Consider the following 21,463-nt stretch of genomic DNA (forward strand, 5'->3'; position numbering starts at 1 on the left):
AATCCGGGAGCCCGAAGAAAGCAGAAAATCAATGGAATGCCGCTTCGATGATTTTTGGCTCACTCGATTTGGACAAGTTTTTATGGATGACTCGCTCCGGTTTCGTTCGCAACTCGTCACGGAACGAGTTGGCGAGCTCGGCCTCACCGATGACGACGAGCCCTTCCCAGTCGTGCGCGCCTTTCATCTGTTCGACCGTCTGGGCGAGGTCCCGGTAGAAGCGATTCAAGTTCTCGGCGAGGCGACGATCGAACTTGTCGACTTGCGAGCTGCTTGAAGCCATCCGGTCACCCGACGCTGTCCCTTCGAATCGGACCCATTCTTCGGTCTCAGGGTCGAACGCGAACGAGAAAGCGGCGTCGATATGGCCGAGTGATGTATCGAGGACGGTCACGTGGTCGAGGTTCGTCAAGATAACACCGGTCGCCGGGTACTTCGCTTGTAGCGCTTCGAGCGGCTCGAGTACCGGTTTCGTCTCCCAATGGAACGCCGTCTCGACGTCGTGCTGCAAATAGTACGTCTCGAACAGGTCGTTCTCTTCAGAGGCGAAAATGACGAGGCTCCGAGCGAGATCGTTCCGATGTTTGCCTAGCTCGTCTTCGACTTTTTTGCGCATCTTTTTGAAGCTCTTTTGCTGTGCTTCGTTTCCTGACGCTTCCAAGTATTCACCGATCCGCTTCAATCCATTTTTCAAATGAATGTTCCAGTCGCCTTGTTGGTTCGGTCCCGTGTTCAAATAGACCGACAAGACGCACTTGTCTTTACACTCAACGTTTCGTAATCGCTTCAAATCACTCGCTAATCCCATATCCATTCCTCCTTAAGTCAACGTTCTCTTAACCTGTTACCTACTTGGACGGTGCTCAAACACGGAAGACGATGGGAAATCGTGAAAATTCAGGTGCGAAACGTCTAGAAACGGGGTAAGTAAAAAGACAGACTAGACGTAGGAGGAACGACATATGAAATGGAAGGGCAGACAGGCCAGCCGGAACGTGGAGGATCGACGGGGACAACGTGTCGGTGGGAAAGGCATCGCGGGAATCGGGGGTGGCTTCGGTCTCATCTTGGTCATCGTCTTCACGTTGCTCAATGGCGGGAATCCGGCCGACATCGTCAACAACATCGGGTTGAATGAACCGCAATCCTCGGAAACGTATCAAGGCTCGGCCCGGGAAGAAGAGATGGCCGACGACTTCGTCTCGGTCGTGTTACGGGACACCGAGGAAGTGTGGACCGACATCTTCGCCGAGAACGGGCTCACGTACCGGGAACCGACGCTCGTCTTGTTCTCCGGACAAGTCGAATCCGCGTGCGGGATCGCCGGTTCCGCCGTCGGACCGTTCTATTGCCCGGGCGACCAGAAGCTATACATCGATTTAAGTTTCTACGATGAACTGAGCCAGCGCTTCAACGCGCCAGGGGACTTCGCGATGGCGTACGTCGTCGCCCATGAGGTCGGGCATCACGTTCAGACGCTTCTCGGGACGACGAACGAGATCATGCCGCTCCGAAATCAGATGAGCGAGGCGGAGTTCAATAAATACTTGGTCCGGTTCGAGCTTCAGGCCGATTATTATGCCGGGGTTTGGGCCCACCATGCCCAAGGGATGGGCTATCTCGAAGCGGGCGACTTTGAAGAAGCGATGAACGCCGCTCACCAGATCGGCGACGACACGCTTCAAAAACAAGCACGCGGTTATGTCACACCGGACTCGTTCACGCACGGGACGTCCGAGCAGCGGAAACGTTGGTTCGAAAAAGGATTCCAAAACGGGACGATTCAAGGCGGGGACACGTTTAACACGAAAAATTTATGAGCAAAAGGTCGAGCGGATGCTCGGCCTTTTTGATTGCTGTTGGCTTGTGTCGAAAGAATCCGCTATCATTAGAACAAGACACCAGTAGCAGGAAGGGGATGACCGGATGGAATCCTTACTAAAAAAAATCGAACTCGCCTTAAGCGAGATGACGTCCGTCGAGAAAAAAATCGCGGACTATATTTTGACGCACTCGACACTCGTCCCGAACATGACGACGAAAGAGCTCGCGTTAAAGACCGATGTGTCCGAGGCGAGCATCGTCCGTTTCGCTCGCGTCGTCGGCATCGACAGTTTCAAGGCGTTCAAACTTGCGCTCGTAAAAGACTTGGCCATCACCGAGACGACGTTGACCGACTTCAACGTGCTCCAACAGAAAGATACCCCTTACGACTCGTTCCAAAAAGTCATCCACGTCAACAAGATGGCCGTCGAGGCGTGTGCGGAGGCGATGGACAAGCGCGAGCTCGAACATGCGATTGACACGTTCGCCCGCGCCAACCGCGTCGTTTTTTACGGCGTCGGCGGCTCGTCGACGGCGGCGTATGACGCCCAATACAAGTTCACGAAACTGGGTTATGCGGCGCAGACGTCGCAAGATTTTCATTATATGTTATCACTCATCCCGCACCTCGGGTCGACCGATGTCTTCGTCGCGATCAGCACGTCGGGACGGACGAAAGACGTCCTCGAACTTGTCCGCTTCGCGAAAAAGCAAGGCGTTCCTGTCGTTGCCATCACCGACCTCGACAAGTCCCCGCTTTACCGCGAAGCCGACGTCCGGCTCTGTACACCGAACGTCGAACGCGACTTTAGAATCGCGAGCATCGCCTCACGCATGACGCAACTGACGATCATCGACACGCTCTACATGGGTCTGCTTCACCGTAAAGGGGAAGGACTCATCGATAAGTACGCCGAGGCGCGCGACGAGATGGTGAAGCTGCGGCGATGAAGATTCGGTCGTATACCGGATCAGACAAAGACCGGCTCGAGTCGTTCCTTCGTCGTCAAGTCACATTCGCCGCTATGAACGGCCAGACAATCGATGCGTTTTGTGTGGAGAACGTGGCGGACTTCGAGGCGGGCGGGACGGTCAGTCTGTTGATGGAAACGGATGATGACGTGGTTGCCATCGCCGACTTGTTGAGAAGGCATCCGACCGATGGCTCGCTTTGGCTCGGCTTGTTCGTCGTCGATGAACGATTCCACGACAACGGAATCGCACAAACGCTTTACGAACAGCTCGAGCAAGAACAGATGCTTCCCCATCATTCGGTATTCCGGCGCGGCGTCCTTCCACATAACGAGCGGGCGTATCGCTTTTGGCGACGGCAAGGCTACACCTATGAGAAAGAGTCCGTGACGGCGCGGGGCGACCGTGTCCACGTCCTCATTAAGACGATTGATCCGTAAACTCGACGCGAAAGCAGTCGGGTTTTTCATTTAGAAGAATTTTTGACACTCCCACGATTGAAACCGTGGGATTCTGAAGTGCTTGTGCGAGCGCAGTCCATTTCTGTTTTGCTCAAGCCTTCAGATGAGGGTGTGCCATCACCCCTCCTGAGACAGACCATATAGGTTCTCAGGCTGATGGACTGTTACCATCCACCACAGGTCGTTGCAGGTGTGTCCACCTGATGTTTTAGCGTCTTTTACGTGACGACAGGCATCGTTTTACCGGTCACATGTTTTCGTGACCGAACCGGATACGATTCTCAAGGTGCGATGGACACGGGCGTTTTAGAGACTTGTACTTGTCTATGGAATATATATACCCGAATGTCGGATGTTCTTCACATTCGAACTCACTTTCATCCCATGCCTAAAGGCGGGCTATGCCCGGTATCGGCTTTCCCGTTCGTAAAATCTGTAATGAAATTTTAATTCCTAGTATTTTTAAATAAGTTTGACTTTAAATTTCAGATTAGTACAATAAAAGCATAGAGAAGAAAGGATGGTGGCGATGCTACATAAATTAGCTACGGAACGACGAAATGAACGGACGATGAACCTTGACGAGATGTCGGTCGAGGCACTCTTGACCGTGATGAACGAGGAAGACGAGCGTGTGCCGCACGTCATCAAACAAGAAGTACGAGTCATCGCCCAAGTGGCGGAACGGGCCATCGCCTCGTTCAAACAAGGCGGGCGCTTGATTTATCTCGGTGCCGGGACGAGCGGACGACTCGGTATTTTAGATGCGGCGGAATGTGTGCCGACGTTCGGGGTGTCACCGGACATGGTCGTCGGACTGATTGCCGGGGGCGAACGCGCGCTCATCAAAGCTGTCGAAGGGGCAGAGGATAGCAAGGAGCTGGCGGTCAATGATTTGAAAGCGCTTCACTTGAGCGAGCGCGATACGGTCGTCGGTATCGCCGCGAGCGGACGGACGCCGTACGTCATCGGCGGGCTCGACTACGCCCGTGAAGTCGGGGCGACGACGGCCGCGTTATCGTGCAACAAAGGCTCGAAAATCAGCGAGCACGCCGAGTTTAAAATCGAGGTCGAGACGGGTCCGGAAGTGTTGACCGGTTCGACGCGTTTGAAAGCCGGGACGGCCCAAAAGCTTGTCCTCAACATGATCTCGACGGCGTCGATGATCGGCATCGGCAAAGTGTATCAAAACTTGATGGTCGACGTGCAACCGACGAACGAGAAACTCGAAATACGGGCCAAACGGATGATTGCGGAAGCGACAGGGGTCGATGAACAGACGGCCGCGCGTTATTTCGATTCATCGAACGGGCACGTCAAGACGGCGATCGTCATGATTTTAGCCGACGTTTCCTATGCGGAAGCGGTCGAGCGATTACAGCGTGCGAACGGATTCGTCCGTGAGGCGCTCTAAGGGGGATTACGAGATGAAGAAAGAAGAGGTGTTGGCGCGAGCCATACTCGAGCAAGTCGGGGGGAAAGATAACATCCGTCAACTCGCGCACTGCATGACGCGTGTGCGCTTGGCGCTAAAAGATCCGACGAAAGCAAACATCGAGGGATTGAAAAAAATCGACGGCGTCATGGGGGTCATCGATGATGAGACGCTCCAAATCGTCGTCGGTCCGGGGACGGTCAATCGCGTCGCGGATCATTTGAGCCGGGAGACGGGACTCGCCATCGGGGAAGAAGCGGTCGATGCGAACTTGACGCCGGACGAACGGGCGGCGATCGAACGCCAGAAAGTGAAAGACAAACAGAAGTCACCGTTCAAACGTTTCTTACGTCGTTTAGGGAATATCTTCATTCCGCTCATCCCGGGACTTGTCGCTTCAGGAATTATTAACGGGACAGCGAACTTCGCGAAAAACGCCGGCGTCGACCCGACCGAGACGTGGATGCAAATCCTGCTCCTGCTCGGAAGCACAGTGTTCGCCTACCTAGCGATTCTCGTCGGATGGAACACGGCGAAAGAGTTCGGCGGGACACCGGTACTCGGTGCCATCGCCGGGGGGATTCTCTTCAACCCGATGCTCGCCGACATCACCATTTATGGGGAACCGCTCGTCGTCGGACGGGGTGGACTGTTCGGGGTCATCTTTGCGGCTTGGCTCATGACGTACATCGAGAAACACGTCCGCCGGTTCATGCCGACAGCAGTCGACATCATCTTTACGCCGCTCCTTACCGTCCTCGTCGTCGGTTTCACGGCGCTCTATGCGGTCATGCCGGTCGCGGGCGTCTTGTCGGACGGAATCATGCGTGGACTGAACGCCGTGCTTGAAGTCGGCGGACCGGTCGCTGGGGCTGTTCTCGCCGGATTCTTCTTGCCGCTCGTCATGGTCGGGCTGCATCACGGTTTGACACCGATTCACTTGGAGCTCCTGAACACGGTCGGGAATACGGCGCTCTTGCCGATCCTCGCCATGGCTGGTGCCGGTCAAGTCGGTGCCGCCATCGCGATTTTCGTGAAGACGCGCAACCAACGTCTCCGTAACATCATTAAAGGGGCGATCCCGGTCGGATTCCTCGGAATCGGCGAGCCGCTCCTGTACGGGGTCACGCTCCCGCTCGGTCGTCCGTTCTTGACAGCATGTATGGGCGCCGCGGTCGGTGGTGCGTTCCAGGCGACGATGAAGACGGCCGCGCTCGGAATCGGTGTGTCAGGGCTCTCGCTCACGCCGCTCATCGACAACGGTATGTACTTGACGTATATTGGAGGTCTCGTCATTTCGTATACGGCAGGCTTCATCTTCACGTATTTGTTTGGTTTCAAAGAAGAGATGGCAGACGGAATTTGACAATCGAGGTGGCTCTTGGGAGTCACCTTTTTGTTTAGGAGGAGTTAACAATGAAAGGATTATCCGTTTATTTGAGCGAACCGCTCACCCCTCAGTTCGAGGAGTGGATCGGCCGCATGCGTGCGCTCGGATTCACGTCACTATTCACGTCGCTGCATATCCCGGAAGACGACTCGTCCGTCTATACGGAGCGGCTCAAACACCTCGGCGCAATGGCCGAGCGGCATGGGCTGGAGCTGTTCGCCGACATCGCCCCGACGTCACTCGAAGCACTCGGGAAGACGTGGGACGACGCGCACACGCTCGTCGAATGGGGCGTGACCGGTCTCCGTGTCGATTACGGGGTGACGCCAAAACAAGTCGCTGATTTATCGAAACGGATGACGGTCGCGTTGAACGCGAGTACGTTGACCGCTGGAGAGCTGGAGGCGATGAAACGAGAAGGGCTTGTCGTCGCTCACGTCGAGGCGTGGCATAACTTTTATCCGCGCCCGGAGACCGGGCTCGACCGGACGTGGTTCGATGAAAAGAATGCGTGGCTGAAACGCCAAGGCATCCGTGTCCAAGCGTTCATCCCGGGAGACGGGACGCTTCGTGGCCCGTTATATGAGCGCTTGCCGACGCTTGAAGACCATCGGCACTTGTCCCCGTTCGCTTGCTTCCTCGATCTCGCCTCGACCGTCGATCGCATCTTGGTCGGGGATCCGGGACTTTCGGAAACGACCGAGTCCCAATTCGCTGCCTATACGGATGGAGTGGTCGTCCTTCACGCCAAAGCGGACGTAGCGCTCGACCTCGTATCGGAAGACGTGCGCACGAACCGCTTCGACCCGGCGCGTGACGTCGTGCGCTCCGTCGAATCCCGGGCTTATGGGCGTCCGGGACATCGGATGCTCACTCCAAGGAATAGCATGTCCAGACCGCTTGGCACGATTACGATTGACAACGTCGATTACGGGCGCTATGCTGGAGAGATGCAAGTGACGAAGGCGGATCTTCCAGCCGACGCACGAGTGAACGTCATCGGGCGCGTCATCGAGCGGGACCGTCCGCTCGTCCAAGCGATTGGACCAGGGACGAGATTTCGAATCGAGTGGAGTTGATGTTCGTGATTGCCACGCTCCCTTGTCATTGTGTACAGTAGAGAGGGAGGGACGCAACTTATGAAAGACATCAACTTCAATATCATCGCTGATGATTCGACGGACGGCCACGGTGGTTACGGCGTCGGCTCGCTCAGTTTGAACAATATGTCGCCGGTCATCATCGACGTTGAGGCGGGCACTGCCGTCATCGACATGGGTGCGATGCATGCCAAGTCGGCGATTGAGAAACGCATCAAATTCTTGACCGACCCGGAAGCGGTGCCGAACGGCAAGCCGTATTGGATCGTCTGGGTGACCGTTGGACGCAAGCCGGAAGGGTTTTACTACGGAGGCGTCGCGGCCTGTGACTTGTCCGTCGACGTTGAGGCGCGACGCGGCTATAAACTGTTGCCATATCACGTCAACCAAATGGACAAATCGCTCAAAGGACGCATCTTGATCGACATGATGGATGCGCCGTCCCGGGACGTTTTGGCTTGCTTCTTACAAGCACACCGTCCCGAAATTTGGGAACAGTCGACCGAGTTGCGTGAAGAGCTTGCGCGCTTGGCTGCCGAGTGAAAAGATTGGACCGGTTTCGGTCTCCAATCTTTTTTGTTTTGCTTAGCTACAAAAAGGGAAAACAGAGCTGTTATGATTTTGTGATTATAGCGTAATTGTATGAAAATTCAGTATTATGCTATACTATACGCACTGTGTAAAAAAGAAAGGGTGACACGATGAGTGAAACTAAGAAAATTCTAATTGGTCTTGTACTGGGGGTTATCGTCGGACTCGGGCTTGCCGGCTTGCCGGGCAACATATATGATATTGCGAACTCGTACATATTATCCCCGGTCGGAACTGTATTTTTGAACTTGATTAAAATGTTAGTCGTGCCGATCGTCTTCTTCTCGATCATTCTCGGCGTCATGGGTCTTGGGGACCCGAAAGAGCTAGGTCGTGTCGGATCGAAGGCACTTCTGTTCTTCTTGACGACGACGGCACTCGCCATCATGCTCGCGATGGGTGTGGCATCGGTCATCCAGCCAGGTGAGCGTGGCGACTTCCAAACGGCGAACCTCGAGTTTGAGTCGACGGTGTCAGAAGAATCGTCGAACATCGTCCAGACGTTCGTCAACATGATTCCGACGAACCCAATTCAAGCACTCGCTGAAGGTAACATGTTGCAAATCATCGTCTTCGCGGCGCTGATCGGGTTTGCGATGATCGCACTCGGAGAACGGGCCAAGACGTGGCGCCGTTTCGTGAAGCAAGGCGATCGCATCATGATGCATCTCATCCATTTGGTCATGAAACTCGCCCCGTACGGTGCGTTCGCTTTGATCGCCTCGGCGATCGGCGGCATCGGTTTTGACGCGGTGGCGGCCATGGCGTGGTATATGTTTGCCGTCGTCTTGACGCTCTTCTTGCACGCGACGATCGTCTATGGCGGTGCACTCCTCTTCCTCGGAAAGATGAGCCCGGTGTTCTTCTTCAAGAACTTCTACGAGGCCATCACGCTCGCGTTCTCGACATCATCGTCGAACGCGACGCTCCCGGTATCGATGGAGCTCGCCCAGACGAAACTCGGTGTGCCGCGTTCCATCTCGTCATTCGTCCAGCCGCTCGGCGCGACGGTGAACATGGACGGAACGGCCATCATGCAAGGGGTCGCGACAATCTTCATCGCGCAAGTGTTCGCGGCTGACTTGACGATCACAGAGCTCTTGACCGTCGTCATCACGGCGGTTCTCGCCTCGATCGGTACGGCTGGCGTACCGGGTGTCGGGCTCATCATGCTCGCCCTCGTCTTGCAATCGGTCAACTTGCCGGTCGAAGGGATCGCCCTCATCATCGGGGTCGACCGTATTCTCGATATGCTCCGTACATCCGTCAACATCACGGGTGACGCGGCGTGTGCGGTCGTCGTATCGAAACTCGAAGAGAAACACCTTCCACCTGTCGACGAAGACGCGTGGGACGAAGTCGAAGCGAAGTAACAGGAAAGGCTGCCCCGCGAGGACGGGACAGCCTTTTCGTTTGAAAGGAAGTGAGTGCGATGGAATGGGATCTGCTCCCGCTCCCGCTATTTGTCGTCATCAGCATCGTGTTAAATGTGGTGATTGCGGTCGCCGGTGTGTTGCCGAGCGCGTTTTTGACGGCGCTGAACGTGCAACTGCTCGGTTTTGGGCCCGGTGTCATCGTCTCGATCGTAGGCGAGGCGGTCGGGGCCATCGTCAGTTTCATCCTATATCGAAAAGCGCTCCAAACGTATACGTCACCGACCGGGACACGGTTCAAGCGCTTGAGAGAAGCAGGCGGGATGGAGGCGTGGTTTCTCGTCCTCGGCATGCGGCTCATGCCGTTCGTGCCGTCGGGCCTCGTCACGTTATCCGCGGCTTTCAGCCGGATGACGCTGCCGTCGTTCGCGGTGGCGAGCACGATTGGCAAGGTGCCGGCCCTCTTGATCGAGGCGCTCGCCGTGACGGCGGTTCTATACGTCGCGACCGGCTGGCAACTCGCGCTGATCGCCATGGTCGGCATCATCTATGTCGTCTGGCGCCGTCAAAGGAGCGGCGAGAAGATGTGACAGAACGCTTCGACGAACCGTTTGCCGTTCGTCTTCTTGCGGAGGATTGACCAGTCGACAAAAATCGATTCGTCAAAGTCTTGCAAGAACGCATCACGCAGTTCTTGAACCGATGACGTCTCGAATTGGGCGATTGTCATCTCATGGTTCAAATACATGCTCCGAAAATCTAAGTTAGCCGTCCCGACGAGTGCGATTTTTCCATCGATGAGGACGGTTTTTGCATGGATAAAATGCCGATTGTATTTATAAATGCGGACGTTCCGTTTGAGCAATTGTTCGAAATAATATTCGGTCGCGTGGAAGCTGAACCATTCGTCACCTTTTCCCGGGACGACGATGCGGACGTCGATCCCGCTTTTGCCGGCGACTTCAAGCAGCGCGAGCAGTTCCGGCGGCGGAATGAGGTACGGCGTCGTGATCCAAATCGATTCTTTCGCCTCCATCATGAGTTGCATGAGGCCGTCCCGAATCGTCACGTCTTTGCCCGGTGAGGTGACGAGCAGTTGCGTCGCCCCGTTCGAAGCTTTTGGTTCGTCGATAAAATATTCGGGCAGATGTTCTTCGTTCGCGAACAAGTCCCACGTCTCTTTGTCATCCTCATGTCCCGCATAAAGCCAGTTCTCGATGAAGAGCCGTTGCAGTTCGCGCACGATCGGGCCTTCGACGCGAAGGTGCGTGTCGCGCCAGAACCCGAGTTTTTCTTCTTTCCCAAGGTACTCGTCGCCGACGTTCAATCCGCCCGTGTAGGCGATTTTCCCGTCGAGGACGATCAACTTTTGATGGTTGCGGAAGTTGGCGTTAAAGACGAGCAGAGGATGGACGACCGGATCGAACGCTTCGACGTGGACGCGTGACTCGCGGAGCGGCTCGATAAACTCTTCCCCAATCTCCTGGCTGCCGAGCCCGTCATACAAGAAGCGCACGGTGACGTTCTCGTTTGATTTCTTGATGAGGGCGTCTCGAATCTTCATCGAGATCTCGTCGGTTCGGAACAAATAATATTGGACGTGAATGTGGTGCGTCGCTTGCTCGATGTCTTGGAGGACGGCTTCGAACTTCGCCTCGCCGTTGACGAGCAGTTGCGTCGACGTATGCCCGTCGGCACCGGTCGCCCCGAGTTTTTCGAGCGTCCGTGTGAGCGGGAAGCGGTCCGAGACGTCGTTTGTCGTCTCGATGCGTTCACTCTCGATGGCCTGGCGGAACATACGAATCTCAGACGAAGTCCGTTTGATCCGCCGATGCCGTCGCGGCGTCCGGCCGAACATGACCCAGGCGAGCGCTCCGAGAAACGGGATGAAGAGGACGGCGAGCAGCCAGGCTAGTTTCGCTTGCGGTTGAACTTGGTCAAATAGGATTTGCCAGCCGACAATGAGTGGGGCGGCGATGGCGATGAGGACTAAGAAAGGGATCAATCCATCAATCGAGTACAGCAAGGCAAGAAGGAGGATACCGAACAGGATCATCGTAAAAAATTGTATAACACGTCGTTTCAATAGGTACACCTTCTTTCGGTTCGGTTGTCATCACTGAATTCATTCCACCGTTTGCACATTCTTAATCAAAAAACACGTTTCGTGTGATGACCGAGGGGAATTAACCGTACTGTACGACAAGACTGTTAAAAGGGGTGTGTTTGAATGAAGCGAAAAGGTACATTGGCCGCGTCGCTCTTAGCGACAGGCATCATTCTCGGAGCTTGTGGGGGAGCCGACGAGGAACCGATGAACACCAACGATACGGAAATGCAAAACGATGATATGGAAGAAGAAGATGACGATTAAAAAAATGGCCTCGAGCAAACGCTCGAGGCCATTCGTCTTATAAAGCGTACGGAGAAGGCTTCCCGAAGTAATAGCCTTGGGCGAGGTCGAAGCCGAGCTCACGGCAGACGTCGACTTCTTCGATGCGCTCGACACCTTCCGCGAGCAACGTGATACCCATCGAACGCGTCAATTGACGGACGTTTTTAAGAAACGCGCGCTTCTCGGTATCCTGATCGCAAAATGATACGTACGACCGATCAATCTTGACGTAGTCCGGCTCGAGCCGCTTCAACATGTCGAGCGTCGAAAAACCGGCGCCGACGTCATCAAGGGCGACTTTCATCCCGCGTTTCTTATATGTAGAGAACACGTGCTGCAAGTGGGCCACGTCTTGTACTTTCTCCGTCTCGACGACTTCGAAGATGAACCGTTCCGGACTGAGGTTGTACCGGTCGATCACTTCGAACGTATGCTGCAGGCAATAGTCCGGGTTATAGATCGTCGACGGCAAGAAGTTGATGAACGTCTTCTCGTGCGGAAGGACGGCGTGGTGCGTCGCTTTGATCGCCTCGGCTCGCGCTCGTTGATCGAGCTTCGAGTGCAATCCGAACCGGTTGGCGGCGCGGAACAGCTCGCCCGGCGAGATGTCGTTCCGGCTGCGCAGGAGAGCCTCGTAGCCGAACCGCTCCCCGGTGTCGAGGTGGATGATCGGTTGTAAGTGACTCTCGAACTCTCCGTGTTGAATGAGTTCGATCGTGTCACGGTTGGCAATCTGCTCGAGCAGGTCGATCGCCGGAACGGCTGCCGTTTGCCGATTCGTCGCAGGATCGACGCAATACACTTCCTCCTCGACGACGGCTAATTTTTGGGTCAACTCATCAAAGGATTCGTACGGGTGAGGTTGTTCGTTGACGACTAACAAGCCCCGTTCAAAGAATGGGATTGTCGTGGAGCATGCCACGCAAGGAGACCACATAGGACCCCTCCTTTCCAATTATAAAATACATCTATATCCAGTTTATCGGTTAAACCTCACGGGAAACTCACACAAATCAACGAATAAATAAAAAAATCGTGCAAAATGGGTACAGTTTTTGTATACTTCCTATCGTATGAATAAGAAGCGCCTCAAAACGCCACTCGCATACGAACAACTTTTTGAACAGAAAGGGGTTCTATCGATGGACCAAAAATTAAAATTATGGTTTACGGAGCACCAAACAGAAGATTACGGGATCACGTTCCGTGTAAACCACGTTTATGAGAGCGAACAAACGGAGTTTCAACGACTAGAGATGGTCGAAACGGACGAGTTCGGAACAATGTTGTTGCTTGACGGTATGGTCATGACGACGGATAAGGACGAATTCGTCTATCACGAGATGGTGGCCCACGTCCCACTCTTCACGCACCCGAACCCGAAACACGTGCTCGTGGTCGGTGGCGGAGACGGTGGCGTCATCCGTGAGATTATGAAACACCCTTCAGTCGAAAAAGCGGTTCTCGTCGACATCGACGGGAAAGTCATCGAATATTCGAAGAAATACTTGCCAAACATCGCCGGTGAACTCGACAACCCGCGTGTCGAAGTCATCGTCGGCGACGGCTTCATGCATATCGCCGAGTCAGAAGACAAGTACGACGTCATCATGGTCGACTCGACAGAACCGGTCGGCCCAGCGGCGAACTTGTTCACGAAAGGATTCTACGCCGGCATCTCGAAAGCGCTCAAAGCGGATGGCATTTTCGTCGCGCAGACGGACAACCCGTGGTTCACACCAGAACTCATCCAAACGGTCCAACGTGATGTGAAAGAGATTTTCCCGATCACGAAACTGTACACGGCGAACGTGCCGACGTACCCGAGCGGCATGTGGACGTTCACGATCGGTTCGAAGCAGTACGACCCGGAAGCAGTACCAGCCGAGCGTTTCCATGACATCGAGACGAAGTACTACACGCCGAAGCTTCACAACGCGGCGTTCGTCCTTCCTAAATTCGTGGAGGACTTGACGAAATGATCAAACGTTTTGACGAAGCCTACTCAGGCAAAGTGTTCATCGCGAGCCTTCCGGAAGTCGCCGATGCGAAGACGGTGCTCTACGGCATGCCGATGGACTGGACGGTCAGTTTCCGTCCGGGTTCACGTTTCGGCCCGAACCGCATCCGTGAAGTGTCGATCGGTCTTGAAGAATATAGCCCGTACCTCGACGGTGATTTGACAGAGGCGGCCGTTTACGACGCCGGTGATATCCCGCTTCCGTTCGGGAACGCGCAAAAGTCGCTCGATATGATCGAGTCGTTCGTCAAAGACGTCATCGACGCAGGCAAGTTCCCGCTCGGCATGGGTGGGGAGCACCTCGTCACATGGCCGGTCATCAAGGCGATGCATGACAAATACGGCGACGACTTCGTCATTTTGCATTTCGACGCGCACACGGACCTCCGTGACGAATACGAAGGCGAGCCGCTCTCGCACTCGACACCGCTCAAAAAAGCGGCAAACTTGATCGGACCATCGAACTGCTACTCGTTCGGCATTCGTTCTGGAATGAAAGAAGAGTTCGACTGGGTGAAAGAAGTCGGCTACAACATGTATAAATATGAAGTGATCGAGCCGCTCAAACGCGTCTTGCCGACGCTTGCCGGCAAGAAAGTGTACGTCACGATCGACATCGACGTCCTTGACCCATCAGCTGCACCAGGCACAGGGACGCAAGAGATCGGTGGCATCACGACGAAAGAGTTGCTCGAAGCCGTTCACGCGATCGCGAACGCGGATCTCGACATCATCGGCGCCGACCTCGTTGAAGTGTCACCGGCGTACGACCAGTCGGACATGACGGCGATCGCGGCCGCGAAGATCCTTCGCGAGATGATGATCGGATTCGTGAAGTAACGATGCGAAAAAAAGGTCAGCTGGAGATGGAACTGAGTGCCCGTATCACCCAATGGGAGAAAGAGTATCTCGGACGCGGTTCATTGACGTGTAAGGCAGACCTGCTCCGCGACTTGGCCATCGTGACGCTCCAAGGCGTCTTGACCCCGGCCGAGTATGACCTCGCCGCCAAATCGGCCGGTCGCGAGCAATTGAAGAAGTATCGCAACAACCTCGTCGAGTCGGGCCGGGCCCAGCTCGAGGCGATTGTGGCAGACGTCCTCGGACGGCGCATCACGTCGCTCCACACGGACATCAGCACGAAGACAGGGGAACGCCTCATCGTCTTTCGGCTCGATGCCGCTTGGGACAGTGGGATTGACAAGCCGTGACGACGTTTATACACTAGAAGACAGATACGTGTCAGGATTGGCGAAGCGAGCCTCGGAACGCTTCGTCGCCGTCTTGACCCGGAGCTGGACCAATATGACCCCGACAGTTGTCGGCTAGACGGAGCGAACGCGTTCGAGCCGTCGGCATGCAGCGCACACCTTTCTTTAGGTGTGCGCTTTTTGTCGCCTAGGAGGAGAAACATGGAATTATTAACGTTTTTATTGACGAGCGCCCCGGTGCTCATGTTTGTGACCGGTGTCGTGGCCGCCCTCGGGAAATCGAACTTGAAGATCCCGGAGTCGCTCGGCATCACGCTCAACTTATACTTACTGCTTGCCATCGGCCTAAAAGGCGGGATGGGTCTCGCCTCGGTGTCATTCGATGACTTGGCGCTCCCGCTCGCGGTGACGCTCGTGCTCGGGATGGTGTTGCCGCTCGTCGCGTTCTTTCTCGGCGGACTATTTCGCTTCGGCTTCCATGAACGGATCGCCATGGCGGCGACGTTCGGATCGGTCTCGCTCGTGACATACGTCGCGGCCGCGGCTCAACTCGAGCGGCTCGGCATCGGTTATGAGCCGTTCATGACGACGCTCGTCGTCGTGCTTGAGATCCCGGGACTTGTCGTCGCGCTCTTGCTGTACAACCAAACAAGAGTGCTCGGCATCACGGCTGCCCCGAGCCAGTCGTTCACCGTCATTCGGGACAGCCTGCTCTCAAAGAGCATCTTACTCTTGATCGCTGGTCTCGTCGTCGGGATCGTCACACCGGACACGTCGGCGCTGACACCATTTTTCGTCGACTTGTTCCCCGGCGTGTTGCTCTTGTTTTTACTGAGTCTCGGTGTCAAGGTCGGTCATCAATTGAAGACGGTCCCGTCCTATGGGGTGAAGTTTTTAGTCGTAGGGATGACGTTCCCGCTCATCGGGGCGGCCATCGGGTACGCCGCCGCCATGTTCGCGGGGCTGTCCGATGGGGGAACGATTCTTCTCATGACGCTTGCGGCAAGCGGGTCATACATCGCCGCACCGGCCATGCTCCAAGCATCGGTGCCGGAAGCCGAGCCGTCATTTTATTTGACGCTCGCCCTCGCCGTCACGTTCCCGTTCAACTTGCTCGTCGGGATCCCACTTTTCATCACGATCGTCACATGACAAAAGGCCGTCTCGGCTCCGAGACGGCCTTTTCTTATTGCATCACTTTTTGTTCGTCGAGGCATTTCAAAGCAGCCGTCCAACTGCCGAACAAGGCGTTGATCGTCGACGTGCTCGGCACGTTGCGACCTTCCGCCCATTTCCGGTAATGGAGGATGCTGAAATGGTTCAGCTCTTGTTTCGCGAGCCGAAGCGCCGCGATGACGTCTTCTTCGTCCCATTTCCGTTTCGGCGGGGCGATGTCCAAGACGAACAAGGCATAGCTCCATGAGCCATATTTCCGGGCGATCGTCGCCACGGTCGGATAGCCTTTCTCTTGGGCCCAGACGGCGTAATGTTGCGACGTCAGCCGCTCGAGTTCGGCCGAGGCCTCGATGAGCGCATGGATGATGCGTTCCTCGTTGTTTCGGGCTGTCGTCGTTTGAAGCTTCGCTTCACGGAGTGCGTTCGACCAAGAGCCGAAGCGACTGCTGATCAGTGTGAGGGACGGGCCTTGGGCGACTTTCGCCCATTCCCGGTACGTCTGGCTCGTGAACATGTCGAGTTCTTCAGCGGCTTCGTTCAACGCCGTCAAAATGTCTTCGTCTGAATAGTAGCGGTAAGTCATCTTGATTTCGGCGGCTTGGACGGCTTCGCGCCATGACCCAAATTTGTATATCACGGTTGAGAGGGAAGGAACGTCTTTGCTGCGGGCCCAGAGAGTGTATTGTTTTGTGTCAAATTCTTCGAGTTCGTTCGCTGCTTGTTGTAGGCATGAGAGGATTTGTTGCTCAGTCCATCGTTTCATCGTGATGTCTCTCCTTTTCGGAAGCGTGAGTCGCTTCAAAGGTCGTGGTGTGGTTGAACAATGATGGTCCTTTAAGGAAAGCCCAAACGGTCAAGGGCACGTATACAAGTTGCCAACGTACAAGAAAGGGAGCCGTGGACGGCATGATTGAAATGGAAAATGGACGGTACGCTAAGTAACGGACGGTGTAAGGAAAAACGACGCTGTTTAATTGAACCTCCTTCCTTATTTACAATTTACACCTAATTTAAAGCCATGTACTTTCCATATTACCCATTTAAAACGGAAATATTCACAAATGAAAAGAAATAGCCATCACACATTCGTAAAACTGTTTAATGGCTAAATTTCGTTGCTATGAAAAAGCTATAGTTTTCTTTCGGATTGTGAATCGTGAACGGGTACTAATGTAGCATCAACGCATAAAAACGACCCATTTTCGCAATCTGCAAAGGCGGTGACAGAATGTCTATTCGATTCAATCACTACCCGATGGACCGTAAAAACACGATGCTCATGTTGCTCGATGTCATGATCGCGGCAGCGGCCATCTTCCTCACCTTCAAGCTGTTGTTCGCCCATGACACGACGGTCTCGGGAGATACGACGAAGCTGATGACGATTTTGGCGCTGAAGAGTGCGGCGTTGCTCGGCCTCGGTTGGGCGACGCGCGTGTATCGGATTGATTGGCGCTACGGTTCGATGCGCGAGCTGCAATTGCTCGCGCTCGTCCTGCTGACGAGTGATCTGCTCGTGCTCGGCGCGGCGCTCGTCGTATTGAAAAGTATTTCGTATCAGGCGTTGTTCGTCCAAAGTTTGCTCGCGTTCAACGGCATGCTGTTCATTCGACTCGTGGCTCGGACGCGCTCGTTCTTCCGGTTCCGCAACGCCCCGCCGAGCGGCAAGGCGACACTCATCATCGGTGGCGGGGACTCTGGTCAAAAGATCACGAAAGAACTGAAAGAGCACCGGACGAACGTGTTGAACGTCGTCGGGATTTTAGACGATAACCCGTTCTTACAACGTCTCTACATCCACGGGACGCCGGTCCTCGGTCCGATCGATGCGCTCGAACGGAAAATCGAGGAGCTCGGCATTGAAGTCGTCGTCCTCGCGATTCCTTCGCTTCCTTATAGCAAACGGATCCAGCTCTTGAAACGGATTGAGAAGACCGGGGTCGAATCACACGCGTTGCCGATGCTGTCGGAGCTCGCCTCAGGAAAAGTGTCGATGAATGAGATGCGCGAAGTCGCAATCGAGGACTTGCTCGGACGTGAACCGGTCCAACTCGACGTCTCCGAAATCTCGCAAAAGTTAAAAGGCGCGACGATTTTCATTTCCGGTGCCGGTGGGTCGATCGGTTCCGAGTTATGCCGGCAGTTGATTAAATTTGAACCGGGCCGCCTCATCTTGTTCGGACACGGAGAGAACAGCATTTATTCGATCGACCGGGAGCTGCGGGGACTTCAAACCGAGACCGAGATTTGTCCGGTCATCGGAGACGTCCAAGACCGGGGCCGGTTGATGGAAGTGTTTGAGCGATATACACCTCATATCGTCTACCATGCGGCCGCACATAAACATGTCCCGCTCATGGAAGGAAACCCGAAAGAAGCCGTCAAGAACAACGTGTACGGAACAAAAAACATGGTCGAGGTCGCCGACTTGTTCAACGTCGAGCGTTTCGTCATGATCTCGACCGATAAAGCGGTCAATCCGACGAACGTCATGGGGGCGACGAAACGGGTCGCCGAGATGGTCGTCCAACAACAGGCGCGACATAGTGACACGACGTTCTCGGTCGTCCGTTTCGGCAACGTCCTCGGGAGCCGCGGCTCGGTCGTACCGCTGTTCAAAGAGCAAATCGAGCGCGGTGGGCCGGTCACTGTGACCCATCCGGAGATGACGCGTTACTTCATGACCATCCCCGAGGCGAGCCGGCTCGTCATCCAAGCGAGCGTCCGGGCGAGCGGGGGAGAAGTGTTCGTCCTCGATATGGGACAACCTGTTAAGATCGTCGACTTGGCGCGGCGCATGATCACGCTGAGCGGATTCACCCTCGATCAAATCGCCATCGAATACAGCGGGATTCGACCGGGTGAGAAATTGTATGAAGAGCTGCTCGCGACGAGCGAGCAGACGGACAGCCAAGTGTATGACAAAATCTTCGTCGGTTGCACGCGGCCGTTCAAATCGGTCGATCCGATTTTACTGACGATCGAGCATTTGCTCGATCAACCGAACGCGCTCACGTCCTTCCTCTTGTTCGTCGCCAATAGCGAGATCCCGGAAGAAGTGATGGAAAACAAGTTCACCCCGCAAATCGAACCCGTCCGGATTCGATCGAGCGACCCAACCCAAAGGAGGAAGACGTTATGACAAAAACTGTGCTCGTCACGGGTGTGGCAGGTTTCATCGGATTTCATTTGGCCCGCAGATTACTGCGCGAAGGTCATCGGGTCGTCGGGATCGATGAAGTGAATGACTATTACGACCCGAGTTTGAAAGAGGCGCGGTTGCACGTGCTCACCCATCCGAACTTTAAGTTGTATCGTGACTCGCTCGAGAACAAGATGGCCGTCACACGTGTGTTTGAAAAACGGCGTCCTGATATCGTCGTCAACTTGGCCGCCCAGGCCGGTGTCCGTTACAGCCTGGAAAATCCGGACGCCTATATCCAATCGAACATCGTCGGATTCCTGAACGTCCTCGAGGCATGCCGTCATTATCCGGTCGAACAGTTGCTCTACGCCTCGTCGAGTTCGGTGTACGGCTCGAATCAGAAGATGCCATTCTCGGAACAACACCCGGTCGATCATCCGCTCTCGCTATACGCCGCCTCGAAGAAAGCGAACGAGTTGATGGCGCATACGTACAGCCATCTGTTCGATTTGAAGACGACGGGACTTCGTTTCTTCAGCGTCTACGGGCCGTGGGGACGGCCAGACATGGCGCTGTACAAATTCACCGAAGCCATTATTAAAGGGGAGCCGATCGACGTCTACAATTACGGGCAAATGGCGCGTGACTTCACGTACGTCGATGACGTCATCGAGTCGATTGTCCGCTTGATGGACATCCAACCGCTCGCGGATGAAGACTTTGATTACACGGAGCCGCTGCCGGATCGCAGCGACGTCCCGTTCCGCGTCTATAACGTCGGCAATCATAGTCCGGTCCAATTGATGGACTTTATTCGCATCATCGAGCAAAAACTGGGGAAACAGGCGATTTTAAACGAGCTGCCTTTGCAACCCGGGGACGTTCCGGAGAGTTTCGCCGATGCGTCGGCTCTCTATGAGGCGGTCGACTTTCAACCGCAGACACCAATCGAACGGGGGGTACACGAGTTCATCGATTGGTATCTCGCCTATCACCGCGCGTTAAAGGAGGGCATTGAGTGATGACGTCTTTACAAGACAAGATATACGCGAACGCGCCGCTTCCGGTCCAAAACTGGCTCATCTCGCTGTACGGGCTGAAGTTGTACCGTGAGCGATACGGTCCGTATTACGACAAAGAGCTAAAAAAGCTGCGAAGGCAACGGCTTGTCGATCCAGGGGCGGCCCAGTTGAATCGACTCAACCGCTTTCTGCAGTTTTGTCAGAAGAATAACCGCTATTATCGCAACTTGTTCACACGTCACGACATCGAGTTGCCGCTCAAGAGAATCGAGGAGTTGAACCAAATCCCGGTGCTCGAGAAAGAGACGCTTCGAACCGACCCTGATATCTTCTCAGACATAAAAGCCCCGATCATCGGTTGCACGGGCGGTACGACCGGCACGGCACTTCAAGTCCGTTTTACCATCGAGGATTATCAGGCGCGTATGGCCCATCTCGACTATTTCAAAGAACAGCACGGGTTCATGAAAGGAATGAAACGAGCGAGTTTCACCGACCGGATGATTTGCCCCCGGGACCAGGAAGACCCGATCTATTGGCGTTACAACGCCCCGATGAAGCAGATGTTGTATTCGGTCGTCCATTTCCACGAACGGACGATCCCGGACTACGTTGACTCATTGAATACGTTTCAACCGGACGCCTTGGACGGTTCACCGTCCGCGATGATCGAAGTCGCCAAGTACTTAAAAGACACGGAGACCCGATTGACGTTCAAACCGATCGCCATCTTCCCGACGTCCGAGACGCTCTCACCGTGGGGGCGACAGTTGCTTGAAGAGGTGTTCGGGGCCCCGGTTTACGACCAGTACGCCTCATCTGAAGGAGCACCGCTCGTGACGGAATGTAAGCGCGGCCGGATGCACCTCCACCCAGAAACCGGCATCATCGAGCCAGGGGAGAACGGCGAGGTGCTCGTCACGAGTTTCACGACACACGGGACGCCGCTCGTCCGCTACCGAATCGGAGACCGGATGACGCTCAGTGATGAGACGTGCCCGTGCGGCCATCCCGGCACCGTCATCTCCTCGATCGACGGTCGTCAAATGAATTATGTCGAGACGCCGGAAGGTTACAAAGTGTTCGAAGGGGATTTGACGGCGACGGTTGCCGTCCTACCGAACTCGGTACTTCAAGTTCAAGTGTTACAGCACGACGTCGATCAAATCGAGATGCTTTACGTCAAAGACGAAGAACGATTCGAAGACGACCATGAGACGATTCTCAAACAAGAAGTCGAACGGTTATTCACACCGAATATGCGAATCCGCCTCAAAAACGTGCCGGCCATCAAGAAAGAGCCAAACGGAAAAATTCGGGTCGTGAAGCGACTTCACGTCTGACCTAT

The 21,463-nt window shown here is 54.9% G+C and carries 21 protein-coding genes; 17 read left to right on the top strand and 4 right to left on the bottom strand.

The annotated features are described in order from the left end of the window. Positions 1–28: 28 nt before the first annotated feature. Positions 29–808 carry a VLRF1 family aeRF1-type release factor gene (locus tag P398_RS0104530; RefSeq protein ID WP_029334206.1) on the bottom strand — a complete coding sequence of 260 codons (780 nt, stop codon included), beginning with the start codon at positions 806–808 and terminating at the stop codon, positions 29–31. A 154-nt stretch (positions 809–962) separates the two neighbouring features. Between P398_RS0104530 and ypfJ the strand changes: the two genes are divergently transcribed. From ypfJ to P398_RS0104575, 9 genes are all read left to right on the top strand, one after another. After that, the gene (gene ypfJ, locus P398_RS0104535; RefSeq protein ID WP_029334207.1) at positions 963–1,820 is read left to right on the top strand and encodes a KPN_02809 family neutral zinc metallopeptidase; all 858 of its coding nucleotides are present in this window, start codon (positions 963–965) and stop codon (positions 1,818–1,820) included. Between the two features lie 106 nt (positions 1,821–1,926). Continuing rightward, a complete protein-coding gene (locus P398_RS0104540) occupies positions 1,927–2,775 on the top strand; it encodes a MurR/RpiR family transcriptional regulator (RefSeq protein WP_024371136.1) in 849 nt (282 codons plus the stop codon). Further along, the gene (locus tag P398_RS0104545) at positions 2,772–3,236 is read left to right on the top strand and encodes a GNAT family N-acetyltransferase (protein ID WP_029334208.1); all 465 of its coding nucleotides are present in this window, start codon (positions 2,772–2,774) and stop codon (positions 3,234–3,236) included. The genes P398_RS0104540 and P398_RS0104545 overlap by 4 nt, the downstream gene beginning before the upstream one ends. Before the next feature lie 541 nt (positions 3,237–3,777). Then, on the top strand, positions 3,778–4,671 hold the full coding sequence (gene murQ, locus P398_RS0104550) for an N-acetylmuramic acid 6-phosphate etherase (RefSeq protein ID WP_081828273.1): 894 nt from the start codon (positions 3,778–3,780) through the stop codon (positions 4,669–4,671). Between the two features lie 13 nt (positions 4,672–4,684). Beyond that, positions 4,685–6,058, top strand: a complete 1,374-nt coding sequence (locus P398_RS0104555) for a PTS transporter subunit EIIC (RefSeq protein ID WP_029334210.1) — start codon at positions 4,685–4,687, stop codon at positions 6,056–6,058. A 50-nt stretch (positions 6,059–6,108) separates the two neighbouring features. Further along, positions 6,109–7,161 carry a DUF871 domain-containing protein gene (locus tag P398_RS0104560; protein ID WP_029334211.1) on the top strand — a complete coding sequence of 351 codons (1,053 nt, stop codon included), beginning with the start codon at positions 6,109–6,111 and terminating at the stop codon, positions 7,159–7,161. A 60-nt stretch (positions 7,162–7,221) separates the two neighbouring features. Then, entirely contained in the window at positions 7,222–7,725 is a 504-nt protein-coding gene (locus tag P398_RS0104565) for a YwhD family protein (RefSeq protein ID WP_029334212.1), read from the top strand. Between the two features lie 158 nt (positions 7,726–7,883). Next, positions 7,884–9,146 carry a dicarboxylate/amino acid:cation symporter gene (locus tag P398_RS0104570; protein WP_029334213.1) on the top strand — a complete coding sequence of 421 codons (1,263 nt, stop codon included), beginning with the start codon at positions 7,884–7,886 and terminating at the stop codon, positions 9,144–9,146. Between the two features lie 59 nt (positions 9,147–9,205). Then, complete coding sequence (locus P398_RS0104575; RefSeq protein WP_029334214.1) at positions 9,206–9,736, top strand: TVP38/TMEM64 family protein; 531 nt, start codon at positions 9,206–9,208, stop codon at positions 9,734–9,736. On the opposite strand, the gene cls is transcribed toward P398_RS0104575, so the two are convergent. Beyond that, positions 9,712–11,241 carry a cardiolipin synthase gene (gene cls, locus P398_RS0104580; RefSeq protein ID WP_051638864.1) on the bottom strand — a complete coding sequence of 510 codons (1,530 nt, stop codon included), beginning with the start codon at positions 11,239–11,241 and terminating at the stop codon, positions 9,712–9,714. The two genes, P398_RS0104575 and cls, sit on opposite strands and share 25 nt — an antisense overlap. A 135-nt stretch (positions 11,242–11,376) precedes the next feature. Between cls and P398_RS16865 the strand changes: the two genes are divergently transcribed. Further along, positions 11,377–11,520, top strand: coding sequence for a hypothetical protein (locus P398_RS16865; RefSeq protein ID WP_160151224.1), 144 nt, complete (start codon positions 11,377–11,379; stop codon positions 11,518–11,520). Positions 11,521–11,557: 37 nt separating this feature from the next. On the opposite strand, the gene P398_RS0104590 is transcribed toward P398_RS16865, so the two are convergent. Next, positions 11,558–12,463: an EAL domain-containing protein gene (locus P398_RS0104590; protein WP_326932343.1), complete on the bottom strand. Its 906-nt coding sequence runs from the start codon at positions 12,461–12,463 to the stop codon at positions 11,558–11,560. Positions 12,464–12,683: 220 nt separating this feature from the next. Between P398_RS0104590 and speE the strand changes: the two genes are divergently transcribed. From speE to P398_RS0104610, 4 genes are all read left to right on the top strand, one after another. Next, on the top strand, positions 12,684–13,523 hold the full coding sequence (gene speE, locus P398_RS0104595; protein WP_029334217.1) for a spermidine synthase: 840 nt from the start codon (positions 12,684–12,686) through the stop codon (positions 13,521–13,523). Then, a complete protein-coding gene (gene speB / locus P398_RS0104600; protein WP_024371125.1) occupies positions 13,520–14,401 on the top strand; it encodes an agmatinase in 882 nt (293 codons plus the stop codon). The genes speE and speB overlap by 4 nt, the downstream gene beginning before the upstream one ends. Before the next feature lie 2 nt (positions 14,402–14,403). Then, positions 14,404–14,772, top strand: a complete 369-nt coding sequence (locus tag P398_RS0104605) for a DUF2294 domain-containing protein (RefSeq protein ID WP_024371124.1) — start codon at positions 14,404–14,406, stop codon at positions 14,770–14,772. Between the two features lie 201 nt (positions 14,773–14,973). Beyond that, the gene (locus P398_RS0104610) at positions 14,974–15,924 is read left to right on the top strand and encodes a sodium-dependent bicarbonate transport family permease (RefSeq protein ID WP_029334218.1); all 951 of its coding nucleotides are present in this window, start codon (positions 14,974–14,976) and stop codon (positions 15,922–15,924) included. A 34-nt stretch (positions 15,925–15,958) separates the two neighbouring features. Here P398_RS0104610 and P398_RS0104615 read toward each other — a convergent pair whose 3' ends face one another. Beyond that, entirely contained in the window at positions 15,959–16,711 is a 753-nt protein-coding gene (locus P398_RS0104615; protein ID WP_029334219.1) for a homing endonuclease associated repeat-containing protein, read from the bottom strand. A gap of 492 nt (positions 16,712–17,203) precedes the next feature. On the opposite strand from P398_RS0104615, the gene P398_RS0104620 reads away from it, so the two are divergent. Genes P398_RS0104620 through P398_RS0104630 form a run of 3 tightly spaced genes read left to right on the top strand, consistent with a single transcriptional unit; the run spans position 17,204 to position 21,458 of the window. Further along, positions 17,204–19,090 (top strand): polysaccharide biosynthesis protein, encoded by a 1,887-nt coding sequence (locus P398_RS0104620; protein ID WP_235263304.1) that lies wholly within the window; start codon positions 17,204–17,206, stop codon positions 19,088–19,090. After that, a complete protein-coding gene (locus P398_RS0104625) occupies positions 19,087–20,115 on the top strand; it encodes an NAD-dependent epimerase (protein WP_029334221.1) in 1,029 nt (342 codons plus the stop codon). Before P398_RS0104620 ends, P398_RS0104625 begins: the two co-directional genes overlap by 4 nt. Further along, positions 20,115–21,458: a phenylacetate--CoA ligase family protein gene (locus tag P398_RS0104630; protein ID WP_029334222.1), complete on the top strand. Its 1,344-nt coding sequence runs from the start codon at positions 20,115–20,117 to the stop codon at positions 21,456–21,458. The genes P398_RS0104625 and P398_RS0104630 overlap by 1 nt, the downstream gene beginning before the upstream one ends. The last annotated feature ends 5 nt before the right edge of the window (positions 21,459–21,463 follow it).

It is taken from the genome of Exiguobacterium aurantiacum DSM 6208 (assembly GCF_000702585.1).
In the GTDB taxonomy this organism is placed as follows: Bacteria; Bacillota; Bacilli; order Exiguobacteriales; family Exiguobacteriaceae; genus Exiguobacterium; species Exiguobacterium aurantiacum.